Raw genomic sequence first — 23,517 nt, 5'->3', positions numbered from 1 at the left:
GCAGGCGCGAAAACGGTCGCTCGGCCATGAACAAGTGACTTAAGCAGGGATTTCGCCGATGGCCGAGCTTTTCACTCTTTCCGCGCCAGATCTCGCGGCGCTGCTTTGCAGCCGTGTCTGCCACGACATCATTTCGCCGGTGGGCGCGATCAACAACGGCCTCGAACTGCTCGACGAAGGCGGCGCCGACGAAGACGCCATGAAGCTCATTCGCCAGAGCGCCAAGAACGCCTCGGCGCGATTGCAGTTTGCCCGCATCGCCTTCGGCGCCGCGGGTTCCGCCGGTATGATGATCGACACCGGCGATGCCGAGGCCGTGGCCATCGCTTTCCTGAAGAACGAAAAGCCGGAACTGGTATGGAACGGCCCCCGAGCGCTCTTGCCCAAGAACAAGGTCAAGCTGCTGCTTAACCTCATTCTCGTCGCCAACGCGGCCATACCGCGCGGCGGCAAGCTGGTGGTCACGCTGGAAAGTCTCGAAACCGAGCCACGTTTTTCGCTGGCGGCCGGTGGCCCGATGCTGCGCGTGCCGCCGAAATTCCTCGAACTGCATTCCGGCCACAAGCCGGAGGAGCCGATCGACGCCCATTCGGTCCAGCCTTACTATACGCTGCTTCTGGCGCGCGAGGCCAATATGACGATCTCGATCCACGCGACCGCCGACGAGATCGTGTTGACGGCTGCATAAGAAGAGCTAAAGTATCTTCTATTGCTAATATTTGTGCTGGCAGTGCAGGTCGAGCAATGCCGGCCGCAATGCATGTAACGGTGCTGCGCGTCAAAACGGCGCGAGACGCTCGTTTGGAAAAACTTTACCTAACGGCTTTTCGGCTTCTTTACCAGATTGGCCTATGGTGCTTTCCGGTTGCCGGAAGTTGCCGGTTCGGCAGATGGCAAAGAGGACCCCGGATATGAAGCGCTGCCTGTTCGTCGATGATTCGAGCGTCATCAGGAAGGTCGCAAAACGCATTCTTGGCGGCTCGGATATGATTGTCGTCGAGGCCTCGACCGGGGTCGAGGCTGCCGAGATTTGCGCCGGCGAGATGCCCGATGTCATCGTCATCGACGGTGGTCTTGCCGACATCCAGGCGGTCGACCTCATTCGCCGTATCCGCGCCATCGAAAGCTCTGCACGGCCGCAGATCCTGATCTCGCTGGTCGAAGTCGATGTGGCTGCGATCATGCGCGCCAAGCGCGCCGGCGCTCAGGGCTATCTGCTGAAGCCCTTCAACCGTGCGCAACTGCTCGAAAGCTTCCGCGTCCTGAAGATAGCTGCCTGATTCGCCGAGACCGTTTTCAAACAAAAAACCCGGCCTGAGCCGGGTTTCCGTTCGAATCACTTGGATCGTTTACGCGCTGACGCGGATATCTTCCGGTTCGCGCAGCACATAGCCGCGGCCCCACACCGTCTCGATGTAGTTCTGGCCGCCGGACGCCGCGTCGAGTTTCTTGCGCAGCTTGCAGATGAAGACGTCGATGATCTTCAGCTCCGGTTCGTCCATGCCGCCATAGAGATGGTTGAGGAACATTTCCTTGGTGAGCGTGGTGCCCTTGCGCAGCGAGAGCAGCTCCAGCATCTGGTATTCCTTGCCGGTCAGGTGCACGCGCTGGCCGCCGACCTCGACCGTCTTGGCGTCGAGATTGACCACCAGGTCGCCCGTGGTGATGACCGACTGGGCATGGCCCTTGGAGCGGCGCACGATCGCATGGATGCGCGCCACCAGCTCGTCCTTGTGGAAGGGCTTGGTCATATAGTCGTCGGCGCCAAAGCCCAGGCCGCGCACCTTGTCCTCGATGCCGGCCATGCCGGAGAGGATCAGGATCGGCGTCTTGACCTTGGAGAGGCGCAGCGTCCGCAGGACTTCATAGCCCGACATGTCGGGGAGATTGAGATCCAGAAGGATGATGTCGTAATCGTAGAGCTTGCCGAGATCGACACCTTCTTCGCCGAGATCGGTCGTATAGACGTTGAAGCTTTCCGATTTCAGCATCAGTTCGATGCTCTGTGCGGTTGCACTGTCATCTTCAATCAGCAGAACACGCATTTCATTCCCCTTTTCTGCTGCCGGACCGTGTCACGACCCGTCCGGGACCGGAGCAGTGATTGCCTGAACAGAAGGTGCCACCGATTGGTTAACAAATCCTAATTTCGTGTCATCCACGATACCAGATTTTTTAACCCCTTTCTACACCCACTTGAATCTAATAACGAATCACAGACCAAAATCGCTAATGCACCACATTAATAAGTCAGCCTAAGTGACTCCAGAGACTCACTGGCCCGGGCTTCCCGCCGCAGCCGGAATTTTTACCCGGCCTTAAGTCCTCGCCCGTATGATTAACAATGCCCGTAAACGAATGGTTACCGTCGGCAAAAATCTTTAGGGCTTTGTTTCCCATAGCCCAGGGAAAGCCGGGGGAAACGGGCGGCGCTTGGGTCGTTCCGGGCGGACTGGGCGGTATTGCAGGTGTGCGTTTGCGGAGTATCGAATCATGAAGTCACGTGAAAACCTCGTTCGACTGAAGCAGTTTCAGGTGAATGAGAAGCGGCGCCAGCTCTTGCAGCTGGACATGATGATCGCCGAGTTCGAGCGCATGGCCGTCGAGCTGGAAGCGCAAATCATCGCCGAAGAGAAAAAAGCCGGCATCACCGACATCAACCATTTCGCCTATCCGACCTTCGCCAAGGCGGCTCGCCTGCGCCGCGACAACCTCAGGAACTCACAAAGCGACCTCGCCCAGCAGCGAAGCACCGCCGAATCATTACTCGGCGAAGCTGAAGCGGAGCTGTCCAAGGCCGAGATGCTGGAATCGCGAGACACCAAGATCCGCGAAACCGAAATTGGCGGCCGCAGCGCCATGATCGGCTGATCGCCTGGCCATATTTGCAATCATGCCGGAGATATCTCCGGCAACTTCAGAACCGGCAATCGGCAGAAATCGGACTCGCCGTCTTCACGGCACAGCGCCCATCTCGCCATGATCGGCCGATGCCCGGGTCCGGGCATCCTTGATTTCCGGCGTATGCTCTTCCGCCCAGGAGCGTATCTGGCTAAGCAGCCCCGCCAGATTCTGGCCAAGTTCCGTCAGTTCATATTCCACGCGCGGCGGGATGACCGCAAACACCTCGCGCCGCACGAGGCCGTCGCGCTCCAGCACGCGCAGCGTCTGCGTCAGCATCTTGGGCGTGATGCCTTCCAGCTTGCGCGCCAACTCGCCATTGCGCAGCCGCCCGCGCCGCAACGCGCAGACCGTGAGATAAACCCATTTGCTGGCCAGCATCTCCAGCACCGTATGTGACGGGCAGGTGCGCCGGAACGCGTCGTAGCCGAATGGCGATCTGTCTTCACTATCCATGAGGTACCTATATATAGAAAAGGTACATACTCGACAATCGAATATTACTATCCAAATGATAGCGGCACATTCATCGAACAGGAGACGTTCATGCGTGCCGTTATCCAGACTTCCGTCGGCGGACCCGAGGTCCTTTTCGTGGCCGAGCAGCCCGACCCGGCGCCCAGACCCGGTGAAGTGCTCGTCCGCGTCAAGGCGGCGGGCATCAACCCGGTCGACGGCGCCGTGCGCGGCGGTTTCTATCCGTTGCTTGGCGAACCGCCTTTCATCCTGGGCTGGGACATTTCGGGGACCGTCGCGGCGCTCGGCCCCGGCGTGACCGCCTTCAAGGTCGGCGACGACGTGTTTGGCATGCCGCATTTCCCCAAACAGGCTGGAGCCTATGCCGAGCTCGCCGCGGCGCGGGCGGACGAGATCGCCGCGAAGCCCGCCGCCATCGACCATGCGCAGGCTGCGGCCTTGCCGCTGGCCGGACTGACGGCCTGGCAAGGCCTCGTGCGCCATGGCGGCCTGCAGGCGGGACAACGCGCGCTGGTTCACGCCGGTGCCGGCGGTGTCGGCCATCTGGCGGTTCAGATCGCCAAGGCGCGCGGCGCTTATGTCATCGCTACAGCCAGCCCGAACAAGCTCGACTTCGTCCGTTCGCTCGGCGCCGACGACGTCGTCGACTACACCAAGGGCAACTTCGTCGAACAGGTCGGCAATGTCGATCTTGTGCTCGACCCCATCGGCGGCGACCATGTCGACGAGTCGCTGAAGGTGGTGCGTGATGGTGGCGTCCTGGTGTCGCTGCTCAACGTTCACGACGCCACCAGGGCGAAGGCCAAGGCGCGCGGTGTCCGCGTCGAGCGCATGTCCGTGGTGCCCAATCGCGAGGGCCTTGTCGAACTCGCCAGGCTGGTCGACGCCAAAAAGCTGATGCCGCACGTGGCCAAAGCTTTTCCGCTCGATCAGGCGGCGGCTGCCCATGCCTTCCTTGCGACCCGGCCCATCGGCAAGGTCGTGCTGACTGTTTGAGTGGAAGGCCGCTTCAAAAAGCGAAAGGGCGCGGTGTTCCGCGCCCTTACGTTTAATAGCTGTCTGGCCTAGTGGCGGTATTGCTGGATCCGCGTGGTGCGCAGCCCGGCAAGGCCGTATTCGTCGATCGATGCCTGCCAGGAGAGAAATTCTTCGGTTGTGAGCTTGTAGCGCTGGCAGGCTTCCTCAAGGCTGAGCAGGCCGCCGCGTACCGCGGCGACCACTTCCGCCTTTCGCCGGATAACCCAGCGACGAGTGTTCGTCGGCGGCAGATCTGCAATCGTAAGAGGGCTGCCGTCAGGCCCAATAACATACTTGACTCTAGGTCTAACCAGATCGGTCATCGTACTCTCTACTAAAAACTCAAAGACCCAATCCCCGCCACAGTACCGCCACAGCTTTAAAAATTGCCTAAGCGAACCCTAATCACTAGGTAAGGATCATGAACGCCTGGTTAGGATTTCGTTTAGAATTTGAAACACCGGCCTCCAGGCCTTGGTTTTGCCGGTAGGCTCGTCTTGCGCCGCAAGCTGGCGCACACGTGAGGCTTGACCTATATTCCGGCCATTGGCATTGAGCGCCGCACAGTGAAAGCACCATGAACAGCCTCGATCTTCCCCGCCGCCCCGAAGAAACCCGCGTCGTCGTCGCGATGTCGGGCGGCGTCGATTCGTCTGTCGTCGCAGGCATTCTGAAGCGCGAAGGCTATGACGTCGTCGGCGTGACGCTGCAGCTTTACGACCACGGCGCGGCCACGCACCGTGCCGGTTCGTGCTGCGCCGGCCAGGACATCGACGATGCCCGCCGCGTTTCCGAGACGCTTGGCATCCCGCATTACGTGCTCGACTATGAGGAGCGTTTCCGCAAGGCGGTCATCGATCCGTTTGCCGAGAGCTATGTCGCCGGCGAGACGCCGATCCCTTGCGTGTCCTGCAACCAGACGGTGAAGTTCGCCGATCTTCTGGCCACCGCCCAGGATCTCGGCGCCGACGCCTTGGCCACCGGCCACTATATCCGTTCGCGCGCCAACAGCGCGCATCGCGCGCTCTACCGCCCGGTCGACGCCGACCGCGACCAGAGTTATTTCCTGTTCGCCACCACGCAGGCGCAGATCGATTATCTGCGCTTCCCACTCGGCGGCCTGTCGAAGCCGCAGGTCCGCGCCATTGCCGAGGAGATGGGCCTGACTGTCGCCGCCAAGCAGGACAGCCAGGACATCTGCTTCGTGCCGCAGGGCAAGTATTCCGACATCATCGCCAAGCTGAAGCCGGCCGCCGCCAATCCGGGCGACATCGTGCATATCGACGGCCGCGTGCTCGGCCGCCATGAAGGCATTCTGCGCTACACGATCGGACAGCGTCGCGGCATCGGCATCGCGTCCGGTGAGCCGCTTTATGTCGTCCATCTCGACGCCGACCGGGCGCGCGTCATCGTCGGCCCGCGCGAGGCGCTGGAGACGCACAAGATCTATCTGCGCAACATGAACTGGCTGGGCGATGGACCGCTGTCGGACGTTCCGGCCGGCGGGATCGAGCTTTTCGCCAAAGTCCGCTCGACCAGGCCGCCACGTCCGGCCGTGCTGCATCACCGCGACGGCGTGACCTCCGTCGAACTGGCCGACGGCGAGTCGGGCATCGCGCCGGGCCAGGCCTGCGTGCTTTATTCCGACGACGGCAACGAGGCGCGGGTGCTCGGCGGCGGCTTCATCGAGCGCTCGGAACGAGGCGCGGAGGCCGAGGCTATGTTGTCCAGGCTTGCCGCAAGGCCGGCGCAGATCCCAGCCGAATAAGTTTCCTAGTCTTATCGCCGCCGTTTCCGGACGCCTCAGGCGGACGAACCCGTGTGGATCACCGTGCCGGCGGTCAGGATGCGCAGCACTCTAATCGCTTCCTCGCCATCGGTGCGCGGCTCGGCGCGGGTCTCGATGCACTGCATGAAATGGGCAAGCTCGCGCGTCAGCGGCATGCCCTCGCCAACCGGCACGTAGGCAGGCTCATTGGCGGTGAAGGCCCACTGGCCGCTGTCCTGCCAGACCGCGTGTCGGTAGACGGCAAGTTTGCGCTCCCAGGGCTCGACGTCGTCGAACACCGCCATCGCCTTGGTGCCGACGACCGTCAGCCGCCGCTCGCGATAGGGATTGAGGCGCGAGGCGAAGAGATGGCTGCGCAGGCCGTTCGGGAAGCGCATGTGCAAATGGGCGAAGTCGCTGAGGTTGTCGAGCAGCGCCGCCCCCTCGCCCCTCACCTCGATCGGCTCGGTACCGGTGATGGCGAGGATCATCGACAAATCGTGGGGCGCAAGGTCCCACAACGCATCGTTTTCAGTATGGAACTTGCCGAGGCCGAGCCGGTGCGAGTGGATATAGCGCACTTCGCCGAGCTCGCCATTGTCGATCAGCGCCTTCAGTGTCTCGAAAGCCGGATGGAAGCGCAGCACATGGCCGACCATGAACACGCGGCCATTGTCTTTGGCCGCCTTCACCGCGCGCTCTGCATCCGTGACCGTCAGCGCGATCGGCTTTTCCACCAGCACGTCCTTGCCGCTTTCGACCGCGCGCACCGCGGTGTCGGCATGGAATTGCGGCGGCAACGCCATGACGATGGCGTCGATATCGGTTCGCTCGAACAGTCTGTCCGGCTCGATCGCCAGGCAGTCCTGCTCGCTGGCGAAACCTTCGGCGCGGGCGCGGTTGACGTCGGAAACGGCATGGAGCGCGCCAAGCGCCTTGAGGGTGCGGATATGGTTGCTGCCCCAGTATCCGCAACCGAGGACGGCGATGCGCGGCTTCATTCGCTCAAACTCTAGAATTTCATGGCCGAGACATAGCGACGTGCCCCGCCGAACTCAACCCCGGGACATGCCTTGAGTATCTGTCCGGCAAAGCTTTTCTGGGATGAGATTATGCCGGCCGGATTATGCCGGCATGTCGGCCGCTTCGAAGCTTGACACGCTCACCCTCCCAACCTTATATCCGCGCGACCTTGGCGAACGCCTTGAAACACCCATCCATCCAGGACGGTTTTTCGGGCCATTTGCCACCCTGGCGGGGTAGCTCAGTTGGTTAGAGCACGGGAATCATAATCCTGGGGTCGGGGGTTCAAGTCCCTCTCCCGCTACCACCATTCCCCCCACTCCTTTGACACCGTGGGGGAAAGCACCCTCGCCCAAGAGGGCCGTTAGCCGCCCAGCGATTTCGACTTCAACCCCGCCGATCTTCGACGGATCTCGAAACACCGTGACGGTCTCGATCAGGTCCCGCATCGCCTCTGCAGATTCGGAATCACCGCTAGCAATACCCTTGGCAAGCCCTGCCTGAAGCTGGTTCAGTTGTTCCTCGTAGCGTGCCAGCACCGCAGGATGCAGCGCGACCACTCCGGCAGCGGTGGGCACCTGATCCAACTCTGCCAAAATGGACTTACGCTCTTCATGCAGCGTTGTTGATTGCGGTCCCAGTACGGCTGGGTCGCCGTGGCCCTTGGCAATAGCGTTGACCAGCCGCTCGATCTCCCGAGATAGTTCTCCAAGCCGTCGCTCCAAACGAGTGCGCCTGGCATCGGTGTCGGCTGCCCAGCGCTTCCGTTCTTCGTGGTACGTCTGGACGTACTGGGCAATCACTTCAGGGTGGCGCAGCTCGGTGGTAAGCCCGTTCAGAACTGCAGCTTCGACGGTATCCAAATAAAAAGTCTTAGGATCAGCGCATGTTCCGCTTTCTGTCGCAGCGGAGCAGCGGATACGACCGCGCTTGGAATTGTCCATGCCCTTTGACGACATTCCCGCACCACAGGCACCGCACCTCAGAAGCCCCGCCAACATATGCCGTGGTCGGCGCTGATGGCTTGGATGGGTGATTGCGCGCGCCTTCTTCCGCGCGTGTGCTGCGTCAAACAGCTCGGGCGAAACAATGGCAAGATCGGGAACTTCAACTATCCGCCATTCACCTTTGGGATTCGGACGCGAGACACGTTTCCCTGTATCAGGATCCTTGATCATCCTGACCCTGTTCCAGATCAAGCGGCCTGCATAAAGCTCATTGTGAAGGAGCCCCGTCCCTCTCTGCGCATTTCCATTGATAGTAGAGGCATTCCAGGCTCGCCCACGAGGCGGCGGTATGCGGTCTCTATTTAGATTGTGGGCGATATCACGCGGTGTCTGTCCGTCGACGTACTCCTTGAAAACACGACGCACGATATCCGCTTCCTCCTCCATGATAAGGCGCTTTCCAGGGTCGCCCAGCACGTAGGAGTAGCCGTAAGTCAATCCACCGGCGTGGAGTCCCTTGCTGATTCGGCCCGCTTGGCCTCTCCGAACCTTGTGAGCGATGTCCTCTCGATAGAGTTGCCCAACCAGACCGCGAAGCCCGACCAAGACCGTGTTCACCACGCCCTCGTGGACAGCACGAATTTCGATGCTAAGAAATGAAAGGCGCTTGTGAATGCCCGCAAGGTCTTCCATGTCGCGAGAGAGGCGATCAAGTGCCTCCACGACGAGCACATCAAATTCGTGCTCACGAGCTTTGTCCATCAGTTGTAACAAACCCTCACGGCCCATGACGGAGCCGCCGGAGCGAGCTCGGTCTTCGAACGTTGCGACAACGTTCAACCCCTCACGCTCGGCATACGTCCGGCATAGCGCGAGTTGGTCGTCTATCGATCGCTCATTCTGAAGATCGGTTGAGAAGCGTGCGTAGATCGCGGTTCGATTCATGATGTATCTTCTCGGCCTGTTCACGCTCGTGATCTTCGCGGGCCGCTTGGCGCGCGAGAGCGCTTGCAAGGCGCAGAATCGCTCTGTCAGGCACTTGGCGCAAGAGCCGTTTGTGCGATTTCACAACCACTGCGGGTAGCGCTCGCTATGGATCAGGAATAGCGCCAGTTGTGCTCCTGCGGAAAATAGCAGTCCGGAGGATGCGTGGCCTTCTTCAATCCTGCCGAGATCATGATCTTGGTCCATGCCTCGCAAGATATGCTCGTGCTGGAGCCGGGATAGACGTCAGATCGATCGGTCGCAGAAAGGGATAGTAAGGCGTGTTATTCGGAAATCCGCTAGCCTGATCGATTGCTCTCCGTTTTCAGGCTTGTTGGCAAAATCGTAGGTTCAAATCACGGACGCCCAGCCACTGAAACCGACATTCGCTGGTCGTCGGGTTTTGACCGTGGCCGTGGACTCCGAGATGGCGCAGATACCCGGAAGTCGCCACCGATTCCTGGTTTGTGAACGACTGCCAAACCGAATGCTTACCGCGTTATCGCCGCATTCCAGCTTCACCAATCGTCTCCGCTAGCCTCCAGGGACCGGCCTCCCAATGAATGTTCGAGATGACTGGACTGGGGCCGTAAGAAGACTGTCCGGTCTAACACATGGGCAGAAAACGGACGATTCTGTCTATCTCTCCTGACAGATTTTCGGGTCAGCGGCGATCCGGTTGAAGGCGAATTCGGCAAGCATGGAACTCTCCCTCAAAAGCTCCTCGTACGCAGACCGCATTTTGCTCCTCCTGCCAATTGAGAACAAGCATGTGCTAATGTGCCGTGCCGGGCTGGAGGGGCCTCAATGCTCAAGGCACGACAGAAGCCAAAGAAGGTCTATCCGAACGCCGACCGCTTCGGAGTGGATGGCCGACGCCTCTACAGCGCCTATGATGCCGCAGCTATAGCGCGACGGCCTCGGCAGATATGGGTCAAGCGCATTCGACTTGCCGCCATCATGCTCGCCCTCATCGCCGCGATCGCCGTCGTCGGCGCGTTGGTGCTACACTAGGCTTTCGTTCGCTTCGGCGGGATGCGAAGTGACCAGCCTGACCGCGGACAGCTTGACCGTGATCCCAAGATCCTTGCTGCTGATCCCGCTTCCCTACTCGACAACCGCAACGGACTGCGCAGCCGGAATGTCCTTCATCCCAAGGCTGGAGCAATTCTGGTTTATGGACGTGTTGCCTGACCACTGAATGGTGTCAGCAACGACTTGGGTGCAGCCGTTCTTTCCCGAGAAATTGCCGAGATAGTTGACCTGCTGGCGAGGGAAATAAATCGCGCCGGTCAACAGGGAGGCAGCGTTCCCGTTGAAGTTGCTCGATGCCGAATTGCCCGTTCTATCGCCATAAAATAGCACCCCCGAATACGTCCCCGACGTTGGCGCGCTCAGCGTGACTGTGGCGTTGCCGTTGATGGTCACCGTCGAACTACCCTCCATGAAGATAGTCACTCCGCTGCCCGAGACGGTCGTGTTGCCGTTGATCTTCAGGTTGCCCTGGACGACATAGACACCTGGAGAAAGCGTGACATTGCCCTTGGGGCTCATTCCGCTGCAGTAAGTCCCTGGGCTGAGCGTCGGCGCGCTATCGCTCAGGCATTGCCCTAAGGCTGCTGGTGTCGGCAGGCCGGCATAAGGATCGGGCGCGGGCAGTGCTTGAGTAACCGGAGCCGGGCAGATCGTAGTCACTGGATTGCTCAGCGAGACGCCGCCGGTCGACATCAGGCAGTCGGCCTGCAATGCCGCCGATCCCTGAAGCTTGATCGCGTCTGAAGCGTCCGAGTCGGCCATGATCGAACAGCCGGTGAGCTTGAGGCTGCTGTTTCCCGAGAACAGCGCCGCCTTCGAGGCGGTCGCATTCAGCGCCAGCACACAAGCCTTTGACGAGCTCTTGATCAGTGCAACTGACCTCGCCTGCTCGGGTACTTTGCCCCGGGTGAAGATCGAGGTGAATATCCGGTCGAGGTTCTGGCTGACCATCACCTCGACTGCGTTCTTGGCGGTGTTCGCACCCGATTTCGGCGGGATATTCACGACGATGGTGCCCGTGCCGAGGCCATTGTCGGAAGCCGCCTGGACCGCCGCTGCCGTGATCGTCTGCGTGTTCGATCCTGCGACCTTCTCAAGGGCGCCGGCATAGGCCGCTGCGTCTGAGATCGCCTGCAGCTTTAGGCTTGAATAGTACCAATAGGACGTCTCGACGCCTAGCCCTGCGCCGCCGACCACGATCGGCAAGGTGAGCGCGAATATGGTGGCGACGTTGCCGCCCGCCTCACGGCGGATTTTCCGCATTGAGTCCCAAATGCGCGCTTTGGTTACCATCATGTATTAGTAGGCTCGCATATGTGAAGGAAAAGCTAATGATGCGCGGGCCTGCAGTGTCTATGCCTTGACGCCGGAGCAGCGGAAGGGCTGGACGCCTTGTCCGTGACCTTGCGAATAAGTCGTGACCGATGCATCATGTCGCGCACGCATCTAGCGAGGCGCGAAATGCTGGCATGTTCCCCTTTTACAGAAGTCGGGATCGCAGGCATCGGCACATATCGCCTGCCCAATGTGTGGCAACTCCGACGCATCAAGCGCCTTCGCGGCGATGCCCGGCACATCGCGCGCCTGGCGCTCGGCTCCGTCATGGCCTTTGCCCGGACGACCGGCACCGACATTAACGCGCCGCCCAACTGATGCCATCAAAATTGACATCGAGCGCGATCGGCCTCGCCTTGTTGATCGCATCGCGAATTTCCTTGGCTAAAGCGGCCACGTTGATCGATGCGATGCGGGACGTTCGTAGCTTCGCGGCGCGACAGTTCGACACCCATTTTTCCCCCGCGCATGATCAAGTCTCAACTTCAGGCTTGTGGCAAGTTTGAACAGCGTCCGGCAACGCCCTAAAGGGCAAGACGTTGCTCGCACCGCCGGCCGCACCGCATGCCGCTGAGGAAATCGCCAAGATGACGACGAACAGCACCACCATATGAGTCTTGTAAGCGGTGACGAGGCAATTCGCGAGATGGTTGAACGTTAGATCATACGTACGGGACTGTGGCTTTCTGGCCATCGTTCCAAGAGACTGGTATGCGGCAGTTGCCGCAATTCGTCGTCCCGGTCGCTACGTTCGCTTATGAACGGCGGCAAAGTTTGCCTCTACGACCGAGAAGAGGCGCAAAGCGGCCGATTCGCGTGACCGGTTCTAGACTAGCGTGCCACGACACTTCCCTGACCGGCCTCTATGAGGGGGCACGACTACCAGTGCAGCACACTCTTTGCCACCCGCCTCACCAGCTTCATGTGGATCAAAGGTCACTCGCGCCTCTCGAAACGCAAAAGCCGCCCCGGTTAGACCGGGACGGTTATTGATTTATGATAAAATTGGTTGCGGGGACCTGCAGCCCCTTTTGTCATAAGATCGACAGGCTTTTGATTTTGGTCAGGATTAGCGAATTCGAGGATGCCGAACAGCTCGCGGCGTAGCTCGGCATGGACCTCCCCGCGCTTGTCGCCGGGAGTGAGGACGATCTCTCCGATCAACGAGCGCAGTGCCTCGGCGGCTGGACGTCCGTCCTCGTGGTCGGCGAGCGCTTGCGTAAACTGCTCTACCCGCCTGCGGTAGAGAGTGGCGGTGCTGGGATGCAGGTCAGGCACGTCAGTGGGCGCCACCGCCAGACGCTCGGCGGTCTCCGCCTTCTGCCTCTCCAGGTCTTCCATTCTCGCTTTCATCGAAGGTTGGTAAGCCCGTCCTCGATCGCGGCCATGATCCCCGCAATGGCGCGCTCGATCTTGTCGAGTGCCTTACGGTCTTGTTCACGTTGCGCGTGACGCTCTTGGTTGAGGCGGTTGGCCGTGTTCGCCGCGAAGTGGTTCGCCATGCCGAATGCAGGAAGCATCCGCCAGGACCAGCCGGGCGGGAAAGTGAAAACCTGAGTCGCCGTTGCGGCGGGTCGGGCGGGACCAGATAAGGCTGTAGCTCTCCCCGTCCTCGCCCTCTACAAGGTTGGCGTAGATGGGGCCCGTGAACGAGGGATCGTCGAGCCTGAAGCCCAGGTACGGACGTCCGTCGTTGGACTGCTTGTTCCAGGCTGCGCCGATCTCGGCTCGGCCAACGAAGAGCCGGTGGGTCGGAGCATTCTCGCCGCTGGCGCGGCTGTCGGGGACGACGCGAACGTTCTTGGCCTGGACCGAAAGAGTGACGATTACACCGGTGAACTCGTTGGTGCCAGTCTTCTTGAAGGTGCCGACGGTGGCCATGGTAGTTCTCCTTGGTTCTGCTCGACCCGCACCATGCGGCTTCGATGGCGATCGTCCGGCCGAAGGCGATCGACGGCGCACCCGAAGGGGGCTGACGGCAAAGGAGGAACTATCTTGCTGCGCGAGGAATCCCGGCTTCTTGGCCGGGAGGGGAAGATGGTTTCGACGACGCTGTTGCGCTGTTGCGCTCATCCGACTCATGAGCGCGCTGGATGACGTGGCGCGTGCCAAGCTGATTGAGCCACCTTCGCTCCAACCCAACGACGCGGCGTTGCTGGCTGCTGATTTCTACCGATCCCTTCTGGTCGAAAAGACAGTCGACGTATTTTCCGCGGCCATAGCCGGCGCATAGTCGTTGGCCAAGTGCGTCGCCCAGCGACTCGCGCGATCTGTTTGAGGCGCGGAAATGCCGGTCCGCGGGGAAGACGGAGCGGATTCGGGTGGTTGCGGGATGTCATTTCAGTACCGGCGCTGCTTAGCTAGGAACTAGCGCCACCGCGAAGGGTCTTGAGTACGCGATCGGCCTTCGCTTCGGGGACGGCTATACCTCGGAAAACCGCACGGTCTCGGTTCCCTAACGCGATAAGCCCCGCGCCTAGACTAGACGCGTTAAACTGCTCGATCATCCTGCACTGTCGTCCCGACGGCCTTCCAGTCGCCGCGCTGTGTGCCCGGCTGAAGCAGGACCCGACGACCCGCCCTATTCTGCTTGTCGCCCTGATCGCACCGGGCGCCGAAGACCAGCATATCGCACTAGCCGACCGACCTCGGACACCACAGCGTCTGAAGGGCTCGCGAGCCCGGCGGAATCTTCGCCCCGCTCACGCCCTGTCCGGCTTACCACTACCACCCTCTATCCTCGGCCACCCTGACCAGACCAGCTCAGACATCGCGGCCGGGTGGGAGCACCGCGCGGCCGCTGGTAAAATGCGGATCAAGCGTTTTAAAGCTACACAGCTCTCGTGCTTAGCTGTTGTCTTGACGACATTTCGGGCGGACACCATTTCACGTTTCCTGGAATTGCTTGTCGCCGCCATGAGGGTGCGGTCCGGGCGCTTGCGCACCGCGCTCAAGCCAAATGCCTGTGCAGGAAGATGCGGGCGTGTCCGCCGACCCCGAAATCAACCCTGCCGAACTCCTGGTAGCCATGTCTGGTGTAGAACCCGGCGCTTGGAAGCTGCTCGTCTCCACCACCGCCCCGCTGCAGCCACGGCGCTTTGCCTCCGCTTCGACCAAGGCGAGGAGCCGCGTGCCGTGGGATTGCCCCCGCAAATGCTCGGGCAGGAAAAACATGTCGAGGAAGAGAAGGCCCATTTCCGTCCGCCCCCACAGGCCGCCTAACGCCTTTCCGGCGTCGTCGCACAGCTCGGCTCCAATGGCGGCACGGTCGTCCACGGCCGTTGCCGCAACGTTGTAGCGATAGAGCGCATCCGCCGCCTGCGCCTTTGCATCGGCTTGCGCCGACAGCCTTATGTTTAATCCTTGAATGGAACCGCTCCGCTTGGTGCAATCCCAATGAACCTTGGCGAGGCTCAAGCGTTCCCCGGGTATGGATGAAAACCTGTTCGTCTTCGGTACGCTGAAGAGGGGATTTCCGCTGCACGAGGGCTTTGCGGCGCCTCCTACCCGGCAACCGGGTTGAAATGGCGGTGCTCCAATCAATCATGCAAGTAGCAAACTCGTCAATGCCGAGCTTTGTTTGCAATCCAAACATCATCGCCGTTTGAATTTATGAGTTCACGGCCTAGCACGCGCCCGTGAAGCGCCGCGGACTTCTGCCAGTGGCGCCTGTCGTCGCGTCATTTCCTTTTGGCCGGTATCGCCGGCCTTTGTCTTGCCGGTTGTTCACAAAAGGAGGCCGGGGCGCCGGCGGCGCCACGAACGGCCTGCGTGGTGGTGGTCACGCCGCCCTACAAGTTCGTGCTGGTGACGTAAGGCGCCGGCCGCCTCCAATCGCGCTATGTTAGCCAGGTTGGCTTCGAGGTTGGGGGCGGCTCGTCTCATGCGATGCCGACGCCGGCGCAACGGTCAAGAAGGGCCAGAAGCTCGCGGAACTCAGCGCCGTCGATTACCAGAACAAGGTCACCGCCACCGCGGCGGACCTCGACGCGGCCAAGGCCGCGCTTGCTCAGGCTGCTGCCCAGGAAGAAAGGTTTCGGCTCCTCCTCGGCAAGGGCTTCGCCACGCATTCGCAGTATGATGACGCACTGAAGTCACTGCGGAGCGCGCAAGCTCAGGTTCAGGCGACTGAGGCCATCTGCGCGCATCGCACAGCACCAACTCGCCTATACGGAGCTCAAAGCGCTGGACGACGGCATTGTGACCGCGACCAGGGCAGACCCCGGCCAGATGGTGGCCCGGGCGATTTGTCGATGGACCAAACCGCTCCGGCATCGGCAAGGGCGGCTTGGCGGTGCCGAAGAACGAAGGCGGCGTCCAGCAGGCGCAACTGCGCTATCCGTTGAATTTTCAGGCAATGTCGCCAACCAGCGGCGGCTCACCCAGACCGACCTAAAGGATGAACACTCGGCCACGCTGCCAGCAGTTCTCGGGTATAGGCATCGCGCGGCGACTGGAACAGAGACGCGGCCTCGCCGATGTCCACCACCCTGCCGGCCCGCATCACGACGGCGTTCTCGGCGATCAGCCGTACCACTGCCAGATTGTGGCTGATGACGACAAGCGTGATGTTCTGCACGCGCCTGATGTCCTGCAAGAGGTTGAGCAGGTCGCCCTGGACGTCAAGGCCGGCGGTCGGCTCGTCCGCGATCAGGATGGAGGGCTTCATCAAAAGGGCGCGCGCTATCGCCACCCGCCTCGCCTGCCCGCCGCTGATTTCATGCGGATATTGTCGATGATACTGTCCGGCAGGCCGAGTCGCTTCAGGATGACAAGCAGACGCTCATGCGTCGCCGCATGCGGTTCTTTCAACACAGTGCCGACCTCGTTCATCAGTGTGCGGATGCGGCTGCGTGGCGACAACGAGGCGGCTGGATCCTGGCAGATCGGTTGGACAATGAGGGCGCGCTGCTTGAGCGCGGCACGCCCCTGCTGCAACGGCGTGTGTCAAGGATGCGGATTTCGCCAGCGTCCAGTCGCTGCAGGCCGAGCACGGCACGCGTCAGCGTCGTCTTGCCGGATCCGGATTCGCCGACGATGCCGAAGCATGTACCCCGCGGGATCGAAATCGAGACGCCGTCCAACGCCACCGTCTGGCCGAAGCGCAACCGTGCATCATGAACCGCGATCGCATCGGTCATGGCGTCACCAGCCGAAAGCAGCGGGCGCCATGCGCCGCGTTTCCGAGCGATCCCTCTCACTTTACGGCCGCGTTGCCGAAGGCGCGCCGCAAGGGGCGCATCTTTGTGGACTATTTGCGTAACCAGCGTGGGCGACCGCGATCATGCCGTACAGCGCAAGGTCCCGACCGGGCGCTCCGATCGCGGCGCCGATCACCTGGGCGGAGATGAAGACGATAGATGCGCCCTCGCATTTCCATGTCGGCGACGCTGCTGAATTAAAGAAACGCGCAGCCAGCAAATCCCTGGCGGGGTGGGACCGAGCTGACCAATCGTTGCCAGATCTGTAGCCCCATTCCGCGAAAGGCAGCAAGACTGGATTAGGGGCGTCGCTGCCTTGGCCTGAATGGAACCTGCGAAGATTGGCCCCGTTTGCCTCGACCATGGCAAAAACCGATCCGCGGACAGTCGCCAGCCTCTTAAGGGAATATGCACATCGCACGTCACTGCGCGGGGACAATCCCTATCGCACCAAGGCTTACTTGCGCGCGGCCGATAGTCTGGCTGCGTTGTCGCAGCCGCTCGATCGGCTCATCGCCGCAGGCGCCCTCACCAGGATCCCGGGAATCGGTGACGCAATCGCAGACATTGTGCGCAAGCTCCATGAAACGGGCACGCATCCACGCCTTGAGAAGCTGCGCGAGGAGGTGCCAGCAGGTGTGATGGAGCTTTTTGCCGTGCCTGGGCTTCGGCCCGACAAGATCCTGAAACTTCATCGGGCGCTCGGCGTGAACTCGTTGGCTGAGCTCGAAGCCGCAGCAAAGGCAGATCGCATCCGGCCACTTAAAGGCCTCGGTGCTTCGCTTCAGACAAAGATTCTGCAGAACCTGGCTATAGCGCGAAGCGGCGAAACACAGCTTCACCTGCATAAGGCCGCCGCTCTCCTCGAGCATGCAGTTGTATCCGTGAAGCAAGAGCATCCGGAGTTTTCGCGCGTGGAAATCGCCGGTGATTTCCGGCGCGGTTGCGAACTTGTTGCCGACCTCGCGCTGGTAGCGCTGGGAAAGCAGCCGATCGAAATCGAGCAGTCCACCCTCAGGCTTGTCGTCACGGACAAGAAGCACTTTGGCGCGAGCTTACTCGAAGCAACCGGTTCGGCGGCCCATCTTGAGCAGTTGAAGATGTATGCGACCGAGAGGGGGTTCGCCCTCAGACCCGATGGGCTCTACCGCGGGAAAAAGCTGATCGCATCAGCGACAGAGGAGGAAATCTACGAAGCGTTGGACCTGCAGTTCATTGAACCCGAACTACGCGAAGGCAGGGACGAGATTGAGGAGGCAGCGAGGCGGCACCTCCCTACTCTCGTCCGGGATGAAGATCTGCATGGCATCCTGCATTCTCACACGACCGCATCCGATGGCACCGAGACGCTTGAGGCAATGGCTGAAGCGACCCGCAAGCGTGGGTTCGAGTACTATGGTGTCGCCGACCATTCACAGTCGGCCCACTACGCGGGTGGGCTCTCATCGCAGGAGGTTGCCGAACAGCACCGCGAAGCCGATCGGTTGAACACGAACTACGGTGGAGAATTCCATATCCTGAAGGGCATCGAGGCAGACATCCTAGCCGACGGCTCGCTTGACTATCCGGATCACGTCTTGAAGCAGTTTGATTTTTGTTGTGGCGAGCGTGCACAGCCGCTTCAAGTTACCTAAGCAAGAGCAAACGGATCGTATCATCCAGGCAATCGCGAACCCTCTGACGACAATCATCGGGCACATGACCGGTCGCCAGTTGTTGCGTCGCCCCGGCTATGAGCTTGACATCGACAAGGTCCTCAGAGCGTGCGCGAGATATGGCGTCGCTGTCGAAATCAACGCGCATCCGTGGCGGCTCGGTCTCGACTGGCGGTGGCATCAAAAGGCACTCGACTACGGCTGCATCTTCAGCATCAATCCGGACGCTCATTCAATCCGCGAACTCGACCACATGCATTGGGGTGTCGAGATGGCCCGCAAGGGAGGTGTCCCCAGGACGCGCGTTCTCAATGCGATGGGTTTGGCGGCTCTGCTTGCGCACCTTTCAAAGCGCAAGTGCACGTCCAAGACCGGCGGCAAGCGCCGCTCGCCTGCGCGGAAAGCTATCGCATGAGGCTCGAGTTCCTGTCGGCAGAACAGGCAACGGGTCTCGGACGGGCCGCCGCCGGTATGGTTCCCTAGCGCGCCGTCAACGCCAGCAAGGAACCTCATAACGCACTCTTTCCTGTGGCGGTCAACATGCCCTTCGCAGGTCAAGTGAGAACATGCAGAGACCCTCTGCCTCTCAGCGTTTAGACCGGCGTTTTACGTTTTGGATGCCGAGGAACTTTCCCCGTGGACCAAGTTCGGGATTGTCTTCGTTGGGGGAGGTAAACCCGTGCAAGGTCGAAAGCTCGTAAACGGCCGCGCTTGTCAATCAGATCGATGCGGTTCGGTGCATCGGCTCCAAGCCGAACTGGAAATCCTGGCGTTCTGGAATGAGTGAACGCTAATAAAGGCGCGTCTTGTCCGGCTGGGACCGTGCTGGCGAACTATCCATCAGGGCAAGGTCAGAGTGGCGCTCCGATGTCAATTGAGAGCCAGCTCGCGGAAGGCCACCGCTTGAAAAACCCTCAAGAAGACTATGCTGCCGGCGGGCCATGGGATTGCACCGGCCGCAGGAATAGCCGCGCGCCTATTTCTGCGTGAGCCTTCGGTCTGGGGCCGGTTGCGACCATTGGCCCCTCCCGGAACGTAAGGCGGTTCCTTTCGTTGGATGAACTGACGTTGGCAGATCCCGAGGTCAATCGACCAGGCAACAGGAGGAATTTCACCAATGATCCGCAAGATATTAGTTACGGCCGCGACGGCTGCTCTCATGTCGACGGCGCTCTGCACGGCGGGTGCCCACGCCGCAAATACCAGCAAGCCCGCTATCCAGACGGAGGTTGTTGCCCCGGTCACTGATGGCAAGCTCGTCTCCAAGATCATGGGAGCCGCGGTCTATGACAGCACCGCTGATGACGCTGCGAAAATCGGCGATGTTAATGACATCGTCCTCGACAAGGACGGGAACGCCAAACTTGTCGTCATTGGCGTCGGCGGGTTCCTTGGCGTGGGGGAAAAGAATGTGGCCTATGATTTCAGCAAGCTTGAATGGGTCAACAAGAAGGGCGATCGCTGGTTAGTCGCGAAGACGACGAAGGATGAGCTCAAAGCTCAACCTAATTTCGATACGAAGGCTTATGATACCACGGCAGCGTCGACGTCCCCACCCACCAACAGCACGGCCGACAGCCAGGCGGCCAATGGCAAAACCGATACCACTGCGACGGCCTCGATTGACAAGTCGACCTTGACCGAAATGCCGTCAGACAAAATCAGTGCGGCAAATCTGATCGGAACCAACGTCTATGGCGCAGATGATGCGAAGGTCGGCGAGATTGGCGACGTCATCCTGACTGGTGACAAGAAGGTCGACACAATAATCGTTGATGTAGGGGGCTTTCTGGGCATTGGCGAAAAGAAGGTCGCCGTCGGTATGGAGAACCTCAAGTTCATGACCGACAAGAACGGCAACCGTTACCTCTATACGAACTTCACCAAGGACCAGCTGGAGGCGCAGACTGCCTACGACAAGGCCACTTACGCCCAAAACCGGGACAAGCAGCGCATCATCGTCAACAAATAAAAAAAATCATCGCTAAGCGCTCGCCCGTGTGGCGGGCGCTTAGACTGGAAAACGCGGGAGCGGACTTGAAATTAGCCGACGAGGTCCGTCATAGCTCTGAAGATATTAGCGACCTCGTTCTGTCTGATGTCGTTTCTGCGCTTCATCGACGAGTTAGGATCAGCCACGAGTTCGATATTCCCTACATTGCTGGGTACAGCAGGGATGCAACGACGATTTACATCGACCGACATCTGCCGCGCACCATCAGGTGGAGAGGCAAGGACGTGCGGCTCGAACCATTTCTGGTGTGCCACGAAATTGTTGAAAAAGCTCTCTTGGACGAGTTGCGGCTTCATTATCTGCACGCCCATCAAATTGCCTCGCGCATCGAAAGAGATGCGGTGAGAGGGGCTGGCCTGACCTGGCGGCACTACCAAAGCGTCATCAAGGGGCACGAGAAAGCGATCGATGAGGAACAGCTTCGCTGCGTGCCATGGGAGTTAGATCTCACGCCTTACAAGGACCTGAAGGGATTACCCATTGCTCCAACGGCTGGTCGAAGCATCGCAGTAGCTCGTTGCACGGGATGGTCCAAGGCACAGAGACAGCGGGAAATTGAAGCAGGCACACTGTCAAATTTCCTGGCCAATGGAACTTCCCGACGGACTGCTGGTTCGCCTGCATAGGGACGACCGAGGCCCATTCCGCCCTGTGCATTCTGCAGGCAGAGCGCCTCGCCAACAGGAGACGGCCATGAAACATCAGACACTTGAAGAACTGCATGAGGTCGCGGAAGTCGAAGTATCCTTTCCGACTATGGCGCGGCGTCAGCGTTTGGAACATTGGGCCATGCTGCTCGAGCGAAATCCCGAGCGGTGCCTCGCCGCCTTCCCCGGGACGGAATACATGACCCTGGACGTGCGTGACAAGGCGCGGTCCCTGGACTCCGCGCTCAGCATCGCTTTCGCCGATCCAATATTGCGCGCGCAAGGACTGAAGAACGATACCTATGGCGAATCGAAACGCTTCTTCGAGCTAACGGATTGGCAACTGCACGCGATTGTTTGCCACTGCCACGTCGGCGGGACCATGAAGGCCGGATGGGCTGCCGTTCAGGTCCGATCTGCCGGCGACAAGGAAGGCAAGCTTTTCAGCAGATTGCGTGAAGCGATTGCCCATTGGCCGGTATTTCGCATTTTAACTCATGCGAGGGAGTAAGAGACGCCTCAAGAAGCTGAAAAAGGCGGCGAGCGAAAGTCCAAGCACATGCATTTGGCCTGAGATCGCTAACTGTGAGAATACGGGCGAGCGCCGCCCGTATTCCTTTTGCCTCGTCAGGCTAGTCGAAGATCACTCTCCTCGAAAGCAACCTCCTCAGATCCGCAGCATAGCGGTGATTACTATGTACCTCGTCCAAATGCTGTTACACCAAGGTCAACTCTTCCCCGGAAGGGATTTCGATCGTCTGAAAGAAGGACTAGCGACCCGCTTCGATGGCGTGACGGCCTATCTCCAGGCGCCGGCGAGGGTCTTTGGAAGGACGTCGGAGAAACAGACCGGGATGATATCGTCGGCTCCGGGACCGTTTTCAGCCCGTCCGGTATTGGCCAAGTTTGGCGACAAGTAGACACTCTCCAACGGATGATCTCTATGACCTTGGAACAGCTGCGGTTGGCTTTGCCGGCCGGGCGAGTGCATTGTTTTGCACTAACGCTTGCGCAAGAAAACCGGTACGACGTGGTGAAAAGCGATCCCCTCATCGCGGTGTTCACCCCCGGCAATCGCTGCAAACCATGCTGCCGCAGCGCCAAGCGCGGAGCCTGCAGCAGTCGCAAAGCTAAAAATGGCAGTTATGTGGGCTGAAAGGCGCACCGTGCTTTCGTTGAGTTGCGCGTCGGGGCGATTGACCACGGCGGCTGCGCCGTGCCCACCAATCATTGCCAAGAAAAACGCTGCTCCAAGTGTCGCTAGGGCCCAGACTGCGATGCCGTGTATGCCGTCGCGGAATTCGCTTTCACTTTGGTTGCTATCTTCCCAGCGCGTGCGCATCCGTCCAGCTACATAACCGCCGGCTGCGGAACTTGCTATAGCAACGATAACTACCCACAGCCCGGCCACCAGCACATTCCAGGAGGCGCCACCGTTGGGAAGAGTCGGAGAACCCAGCGCCAAACCAGCGCTCGACCCGAATTGCAGAAGAACCACCGAAATGGCGCAAGCGATGACACCCCCGCCAAATATGCCTCCCCACTCAAGATAGGACGATGTAGCCACTTTTGGGGTCACTGCAGCGCTTTCCGTGGGGGCTATTTTGGCCATGATCTTACCGAAGTCCAAAAAATGATAGAATGAACAAAACGATCACGACGAGGCCAACAAGATAGATTATTCCGTTCACGGCATCCTCCTCCTGATTGCGGACCGAAACACAACGTGCCCGTGAGGTTTTGGTTGCAAAGGAGCCCGGCCCGGAATTGGACATTGACGATAAGGGGAAATTCCGCCTGAGATCCGCATCCCCAAATGATGTGCGCGTTTAGCAGCGGCAAAGCTGATTCAATGCATCGGTTTCCCTGCTTCGACCGGAATGGGGCCGACAACTGACTGTCCGTTTTGGGAACGTGCTGAAGAGCGGACCGATGCGTCCAACGCAGGACGGACCGCGTCGCGCCATAAGCAGCCATTTTGGGGTGCGTTTCGAAACGGCGGGAACTGCCAAGAACGAGGATGAGCACAAGGTAGCGTTCGGCTAAGTGTCAGAGCCGGGACCGACCAATAGCAGCTCCGGGCGCCTTATCGGCGCCGGGCTTCGCCGCGTCTGCCAAGTCCTGCAAGCACAGATCGTCTCGGGGACGCTGTTTTGCCATTGAACTCGCATCCGGATATTCAATGATCGGGGCATTCGCTCGGTGTTCGAAGGTTTATGTCCCGTACCGGCACTCCAGCGCGTCAGCAATCCGCTCGCAAAGCAGTTCACCTCTGATGATGCTGACATGAAGGCGAACACGTCTCCCTCCTACGTCGACTATGGTAACTACAGCTCCATACTCGGAATAATCGGTTAGCTCCAGAACATCCTCAACAACGAAGTCTTGCACTTCAGGCGGGTCATTCATTTGATCTTCTTTCAACTTATCAATAACATCAGCGACTATTTTCATTTTAGTTTATCGAAACTTCCTCATATGGTGTACCCCCAAATATTTGCCCTGCACGTCCC

The 23,517-nt window shown here is 59.9% G+C and carries 26 protein-coding genes, 1 tRNA gene and 2 pseudogenes; 15 read left to right on the top strand and 14 right to left on the bottom strand.

Going from position 1 to position 23,517, the window contains the following annotated elements; translation table 11 throughout:
• Positions 1–58 precede the first annotated feature (58 nt).
• Both FJ414_RS17860 and FJ414_RS17855 read left to right on the top strand, forming a co-directional pair.
• Positions 59–688, top strand: coding sequence for a histidine phosphotransferase family protein (locus FJ414_RS17860; RefSeq protein WP_140645675.1), 630 nt, complete (start codon positions 59–61; stop codon positions 686–688).
• Between the two features lie 223 nt (positions 689–911).
• Entirely contained in the window at positions 912–1,280 is a 369-nt protein-coding gene (locus tag FJ414_RS17855) for a response regulator (RefSeq protein ID WP_140645773.1), read from the top strand.
• A 69-nt stretch (positions 1,281–1,349) separates the two neighbouring features.
• On the opposite strand, the gene ctrA is transcribed toward FJ414_RS17855, so the two are convergent.
• Entirely contained in the window at positions 1,350–2,045 is a 696-nt protein-coding gene (gene ctrA / locus FJ414_RS17850; RefSeq protein ID WP_006203583.1) for a cell cycle two-component system response regulator CtrA, read from the bottom strand.
• 448 nt (positions 2,046–2,493) lie between these two features.
• Here ctrA and FJ414_RS17845 point away from each other — a divergent pair, with 448 nt between their 5' ends.
• On the top strand, positions 2,494–2,871 hold the full coding sequence (locus FJ414_RS17845) for a flagellar export protein FliJ (protein WP_140645772.1): 378 nt from the start codon (positions 2,494–2,496) through the stop codon (positions 2,869–2,871).
• Between the two features lie 84 nt (positions 2,872–2,955).
• Here FJ414_RS17845 and FJ414_RS17840 read toward each other — a convergent pair whose 3' ends face one another.
• Positions 2,956–3,357 (bottom strand): helix-turn-helix domain-containing protein, encoded by a 402-nt coding sequence (locus tag FJ414_RS17840; RefSeq protein WP_140645674.1) that lies wholly within the window; start codon positions 3,355–3,357, stop codon positions 2,956–2,958.
• A gap of 90 nt (positions 3,358–3,447) precedes the next feature.
• On the opposite strand from FJ414_RS17840, the gene FJ414_RS17835 reads away from it, so the two are divergent.
• Positions 3,448–4,374: an NADP-dependent oxidoreductase gene (locus FJ414_RS17835; RefSeq protein WP_140645673.1), complete on the top strand. Its 927-nt coding sequence runs from the start codon at positions 3,448–3,450 to the stop codon at positions 4,372–4,374.
• Positions 4,375–4,442: 68 nt separating this feature from the next.
• Here the strand turns inward: FJ414_RS17835 and FJ414_RS17830 are convergent, their stop codons facing one another.
• Positions 4,443–4,718, bottom strand: a complete 276-nt coding sequence (locus FJ414_RS17830; protein ID WP_006203587.1) for a DUF1153 domain-containing protein — start codon at positions 4,716–4,718, stop codon at positions 4,443–4,445.
• A gap of 254 nt (positions 4,719–4,972) precedes the next feature.
• On the opposite strand from FJ414_RS17830, the gene mnmA reads away from it, so the two are divergent.
• The gene (gene mnmA, locus FJ414_RS17825) at positions 4,973–6,163 is read left to right on the top strand and encodes a tRNA 2-thiouridine(34) synthase MnmA (protein WP_140645672.1); all 1,191 of its coding nucleotides are present in this window, start codon (positions 4,973–4,975) and stop codon (positions 6,161–6,163) included.
• Between the two features lie 35 nt (positions 6,164–6,198).
• Here the strand turns inward: mnmA and FJ414_RS17820 are convergent, their stop codons facing one another.
• The gene (locus FJ414_RS17820) at positions 6,199–7,164 is read right to left on the bottom strand and encodes a Gfo/Idh/MocA family oxidoreductase (protein WP_140645671.1); all 966 of its coding nucleotides are present in this window, start codon (positions 7,162–7,164) and stop codon (positions 6,199–6,201) included.
• A gap of 252 nt (positions 7,165–7,416) precedes the next feature.
• Between FJ414_RS17820 and FJ414_RS17815 the strand changes: the two genes are divergently transcribed.
• A tRNA-Met gene (locus FJ414_RS17815) sits at positions 7,417–7,493 on the top strand.
• On the opposite strand, the gene FJ414_RS17810 is transcribed toward FJ414_RS17815, so the two are convergent.
• Positions 7,450–9,078, bottom strand: coding sequence for a recombinase family protein (locus FJ414_RS17810; RefSeq protein WP_140645771.1), 1,629 nt, complete (start codon positions 9,076–9,078; stop codon positions 7,450–7,452). The genes FJ414_RS17815 and FJ414_RS17810 overlap by 44 nt on opposite strands.
• 846 nt (positions 9,079–9,924) lie before the next feature.
• Here FJ414_RS17810 and FJ414_RS17805 point away from each other — a divergent pair.
• On the top strand, positions 9,925–10,131 hold the full coding sequence (locus tag FJ414_RS17805; RefSeq protein WP_140645670.1) for a hypothetical protein: 207 nt from the start codon (positions 9,925–9,927) through the stop codon (positions 10,129–10,131).
• Positions 10,132–10,224: 93 nt separating this feature from the next.
• On the opposite strand, the gene FJ414_RS17800 is transcribed toward FJ414_RS17805, so the two are convergent.
• Positions 10,225–11,448 carry a TadE/TadG family type IV pilus assembly protein gene (locus tag FJ414_RS17800; RefSeq protein WP_140645669.1) on the bottom strand — a complete coding sequence of 408 codons (1,224 nt, stop codon included), beginning with the start codon at positions 11,446–11,448 and terminating at the stop codon, positions 10,225–10,227.
• Positions 11,449–11,583: 135 nt separating this feature from the next.
• Here FJ414_RS17800 and FJ414_RS17795 point away from each other — a divergent pair, with 135 nt between their 5' ends.
• On the top strand, positions 11,584–11,805 hold the full coding sequence (locus tag FJ414_RS17795; RefSeq protein WP_140645668.1) for a hypothetical protein: 222 nt from the start codon (positions 11,584–11,586) through the stop codon (positions 11,803–11,805).
• Positions 11,806–12,459: 654 nt separating this feature from the next.
• Here the strand turns inward: FJ414_RS17795 and FJ414_RS17790 are convergent.
• Positions 12,460–12,828 (bottom strand): hypothetical protein, encoded by a 369-nt coding sequence (locus FJ414_RS17790; protein WP_140645667.1) that lies wholly within the window; start codon positions 12,826–12,828, stop codon positions 12,460–12,462.
• 216 nt (positions 12,829–13,044) lie between these two features.
• A pseudogene (locus FJ414_RS17785) lies at positions 13,045–13,368 on the bottom strand (DUF736 domain-containing protein); the annotation flags it as partial.
• A 199-nt stretch (positions 13,369–13,567) separates the two neighbouring features.
• Here FJ414_RS17785 and FJ414_RS31520 point away from each other — a divergent pair.
• On the top strand, positions 13,568–13,720 hold the full coding sequence (locus FJ414_RS31520) for a hypothetical protein (RefSeq protein WP_181181650.1): 153 nt from the start codon (positions 13,568–13,570) through the stop codon (positions 13,718–13,720).
• 653 nt (positions 13,721–14,373) lie between these two features.
• Here the strand turns inward: FJ414_RS31520 and FJ414_RS17780 are convergent.
• The 4 genes and pseudogenes from FJ414_RS17780 to FJ414_RS17765 all read right to left on the bottom strand — a co-directional run bounded on the left by FJ414_RS17780 (position 14,374) and on the right by FJ414_RS17765 (position 16,628).
• On the bottom strand, positions 14,374–14,904 hold the full coding sequence (locus FJ414_RS17780) for a GNAT family N-acetyltransferase (protein ID WP_246672436.1): 531 nt from the start codon (positions 14,902–14,904) through the stop codon (positions 14,374–14,376).
• 464 nt (positions 14,905–15,368) lie between these two features.
• Positions 15,369–15,557 (bottom strand): hypothetical protein, encoded by a 189-nt coding sequence (locus FJ414_RS31515; protein ID WP_181181649.1) that lies wholly within the window; start codon positions 15,555–15,557, stop codon positions 15,369–15,371.
• A 308-nt stretch (positions 15,558–15,865) separates the two neighbouring features.
• Positions 15,866–16,213, bottom strand: a pseudogene (locus FJ414_RS17770) (ABC transporter ATP-binding protein); the annotation flags it as partial.
• Between the two features lie 106 nt (positions 16,214–16,319).
• Positions 16,320–16,628: an ATP-binding cassette domain-containing protein gene (locus tag FJ414_RS17765; RefSeq protein WP_140645664.1), complete on the bottom strand. Its 309-nt coding sequence runs from the start codon at positions 16,626–16,628 to the stop codon at positions 16,320–16,322.
• A gap of 143 nt (positions 16,629–16,771) precedes the next feature.
• Here FJ414_RS17765 and FJ414_RS32110 point away from each other — a divergent pair, with 143 nt between their 5' ends.
• From FJ414_RS32110 to FJ414_RS17740, 6 genes are all read left to right on the top strand, one after another.
• Positions 16,772–16,957 (top strand): hypothetical protein, encoded by a 186-nt coding sequence (locus FJ414_RS32110; protein ID WP_348639917.1) that lies wholly within the window; start codon positions 16,772–16,774, stop codon positions 16,955–16,957.
• Positions 16,958–17,050: 93 nt separating this feature from the next.
• Entirely contained in the window at positions 17,051–18,322 is a 1,272-nt protein-coding gene (locus FJ414_RS17755) for a helix-hairpin-helix domain-containing protein (protein WP_348640008.1), read from the top strand.
• The gene (locus FJ414_RS32105) at positions 18,297–18,758 is read left to right on the top strand and encodes a hypothetical protein (protein ID WP_348640007.1); all 462 of its coding nucleotides are present in this window, start codon (positions 18,297–18,299) and stop codon (positions 18,756–18,758) included. The genes FJ414_RS17755 and FJ414_RS32105 overlap by 26 nt, the downstream gene beginning before the upstream one ends.
• A gap of 702 nt (positions 18,759–19,460) precedes the next feature.
• Positions 19,461–20,315: a PRC-barrel domain-containing protein gene (locus tag FJ414_RS17750; protein WP_140645663.1), complete on the top strand. Its 855-nt coding sequence runs from the start codon at positions 19,461–19,463 to the stop codon at positions 20,313–20,315.
• Between the two features lie 65 nt (positions 20,316–20,380).
• Entirely contained in the window at positions 20,381–20,983 is a 603-nt protein-coding gene (locus FJ414_RS17745; RefSeq protein ID WP_181181648.1) for a hypothetical protein, read from the top strand.
• A gap of 67 nt (positions 20,984–21,050) precedes the next feature.
• Entirely contained in the window at positions 21,051–21,515 is a 465-nt protein-coding gene (locus tag FJ414_RS17740; protein WP_140645662.1) for a hypothetical protein, read from the top strand.
• A 489-nt stretch (positions 21,516–22,004) separates the two neighbouring features.
• Here FJ414_RS17740 and FJ414_RS17735 read toward each other — a convergent pair whose 3' ends face one another.
• Both FJ414_RS17735 and FJ414_RS17730 read right to left on the bottom strand, forming a co-directional pair.
• Entirely contained in the window at positions 22,005–22,616 is a 612-nt protein-coding gene (locus FJ414_RS17735; RefSeq protein ID WP_140645661.1) for a hypothetical protein, read from the bottom strand.
• Between the two features lie 602 nt (positions 22,617–23,218).
• Positions 23,219–23,458: a hypothetical protein gene (locus FJ414_RS17730; RefSeq protein WP_140645660.1), complete on the bottom strand. Its 240-nt coding sequence runs from the start codon at positions 23,456–23,458 to the stop codon at positions 23,219–23,221.
• Between the last annotated feature and the right edge of the window lie 59 nt (positions 23,459–23,517).

This window comes from Mesorhizobium sp. B3-1-6 (assembly GCF_006439555.1).
Lineage (GTDB): Bacteria > Pseudomonadota > Alphaproteobacteria > Rhizobiales > Rhizobiaceae > Mesorhizobium.
The sequence above is the reverse complement of the archived record's forward strand: the minus strand, read 5'-3'. Positions and strand labels throughout refer to the sequence as shown.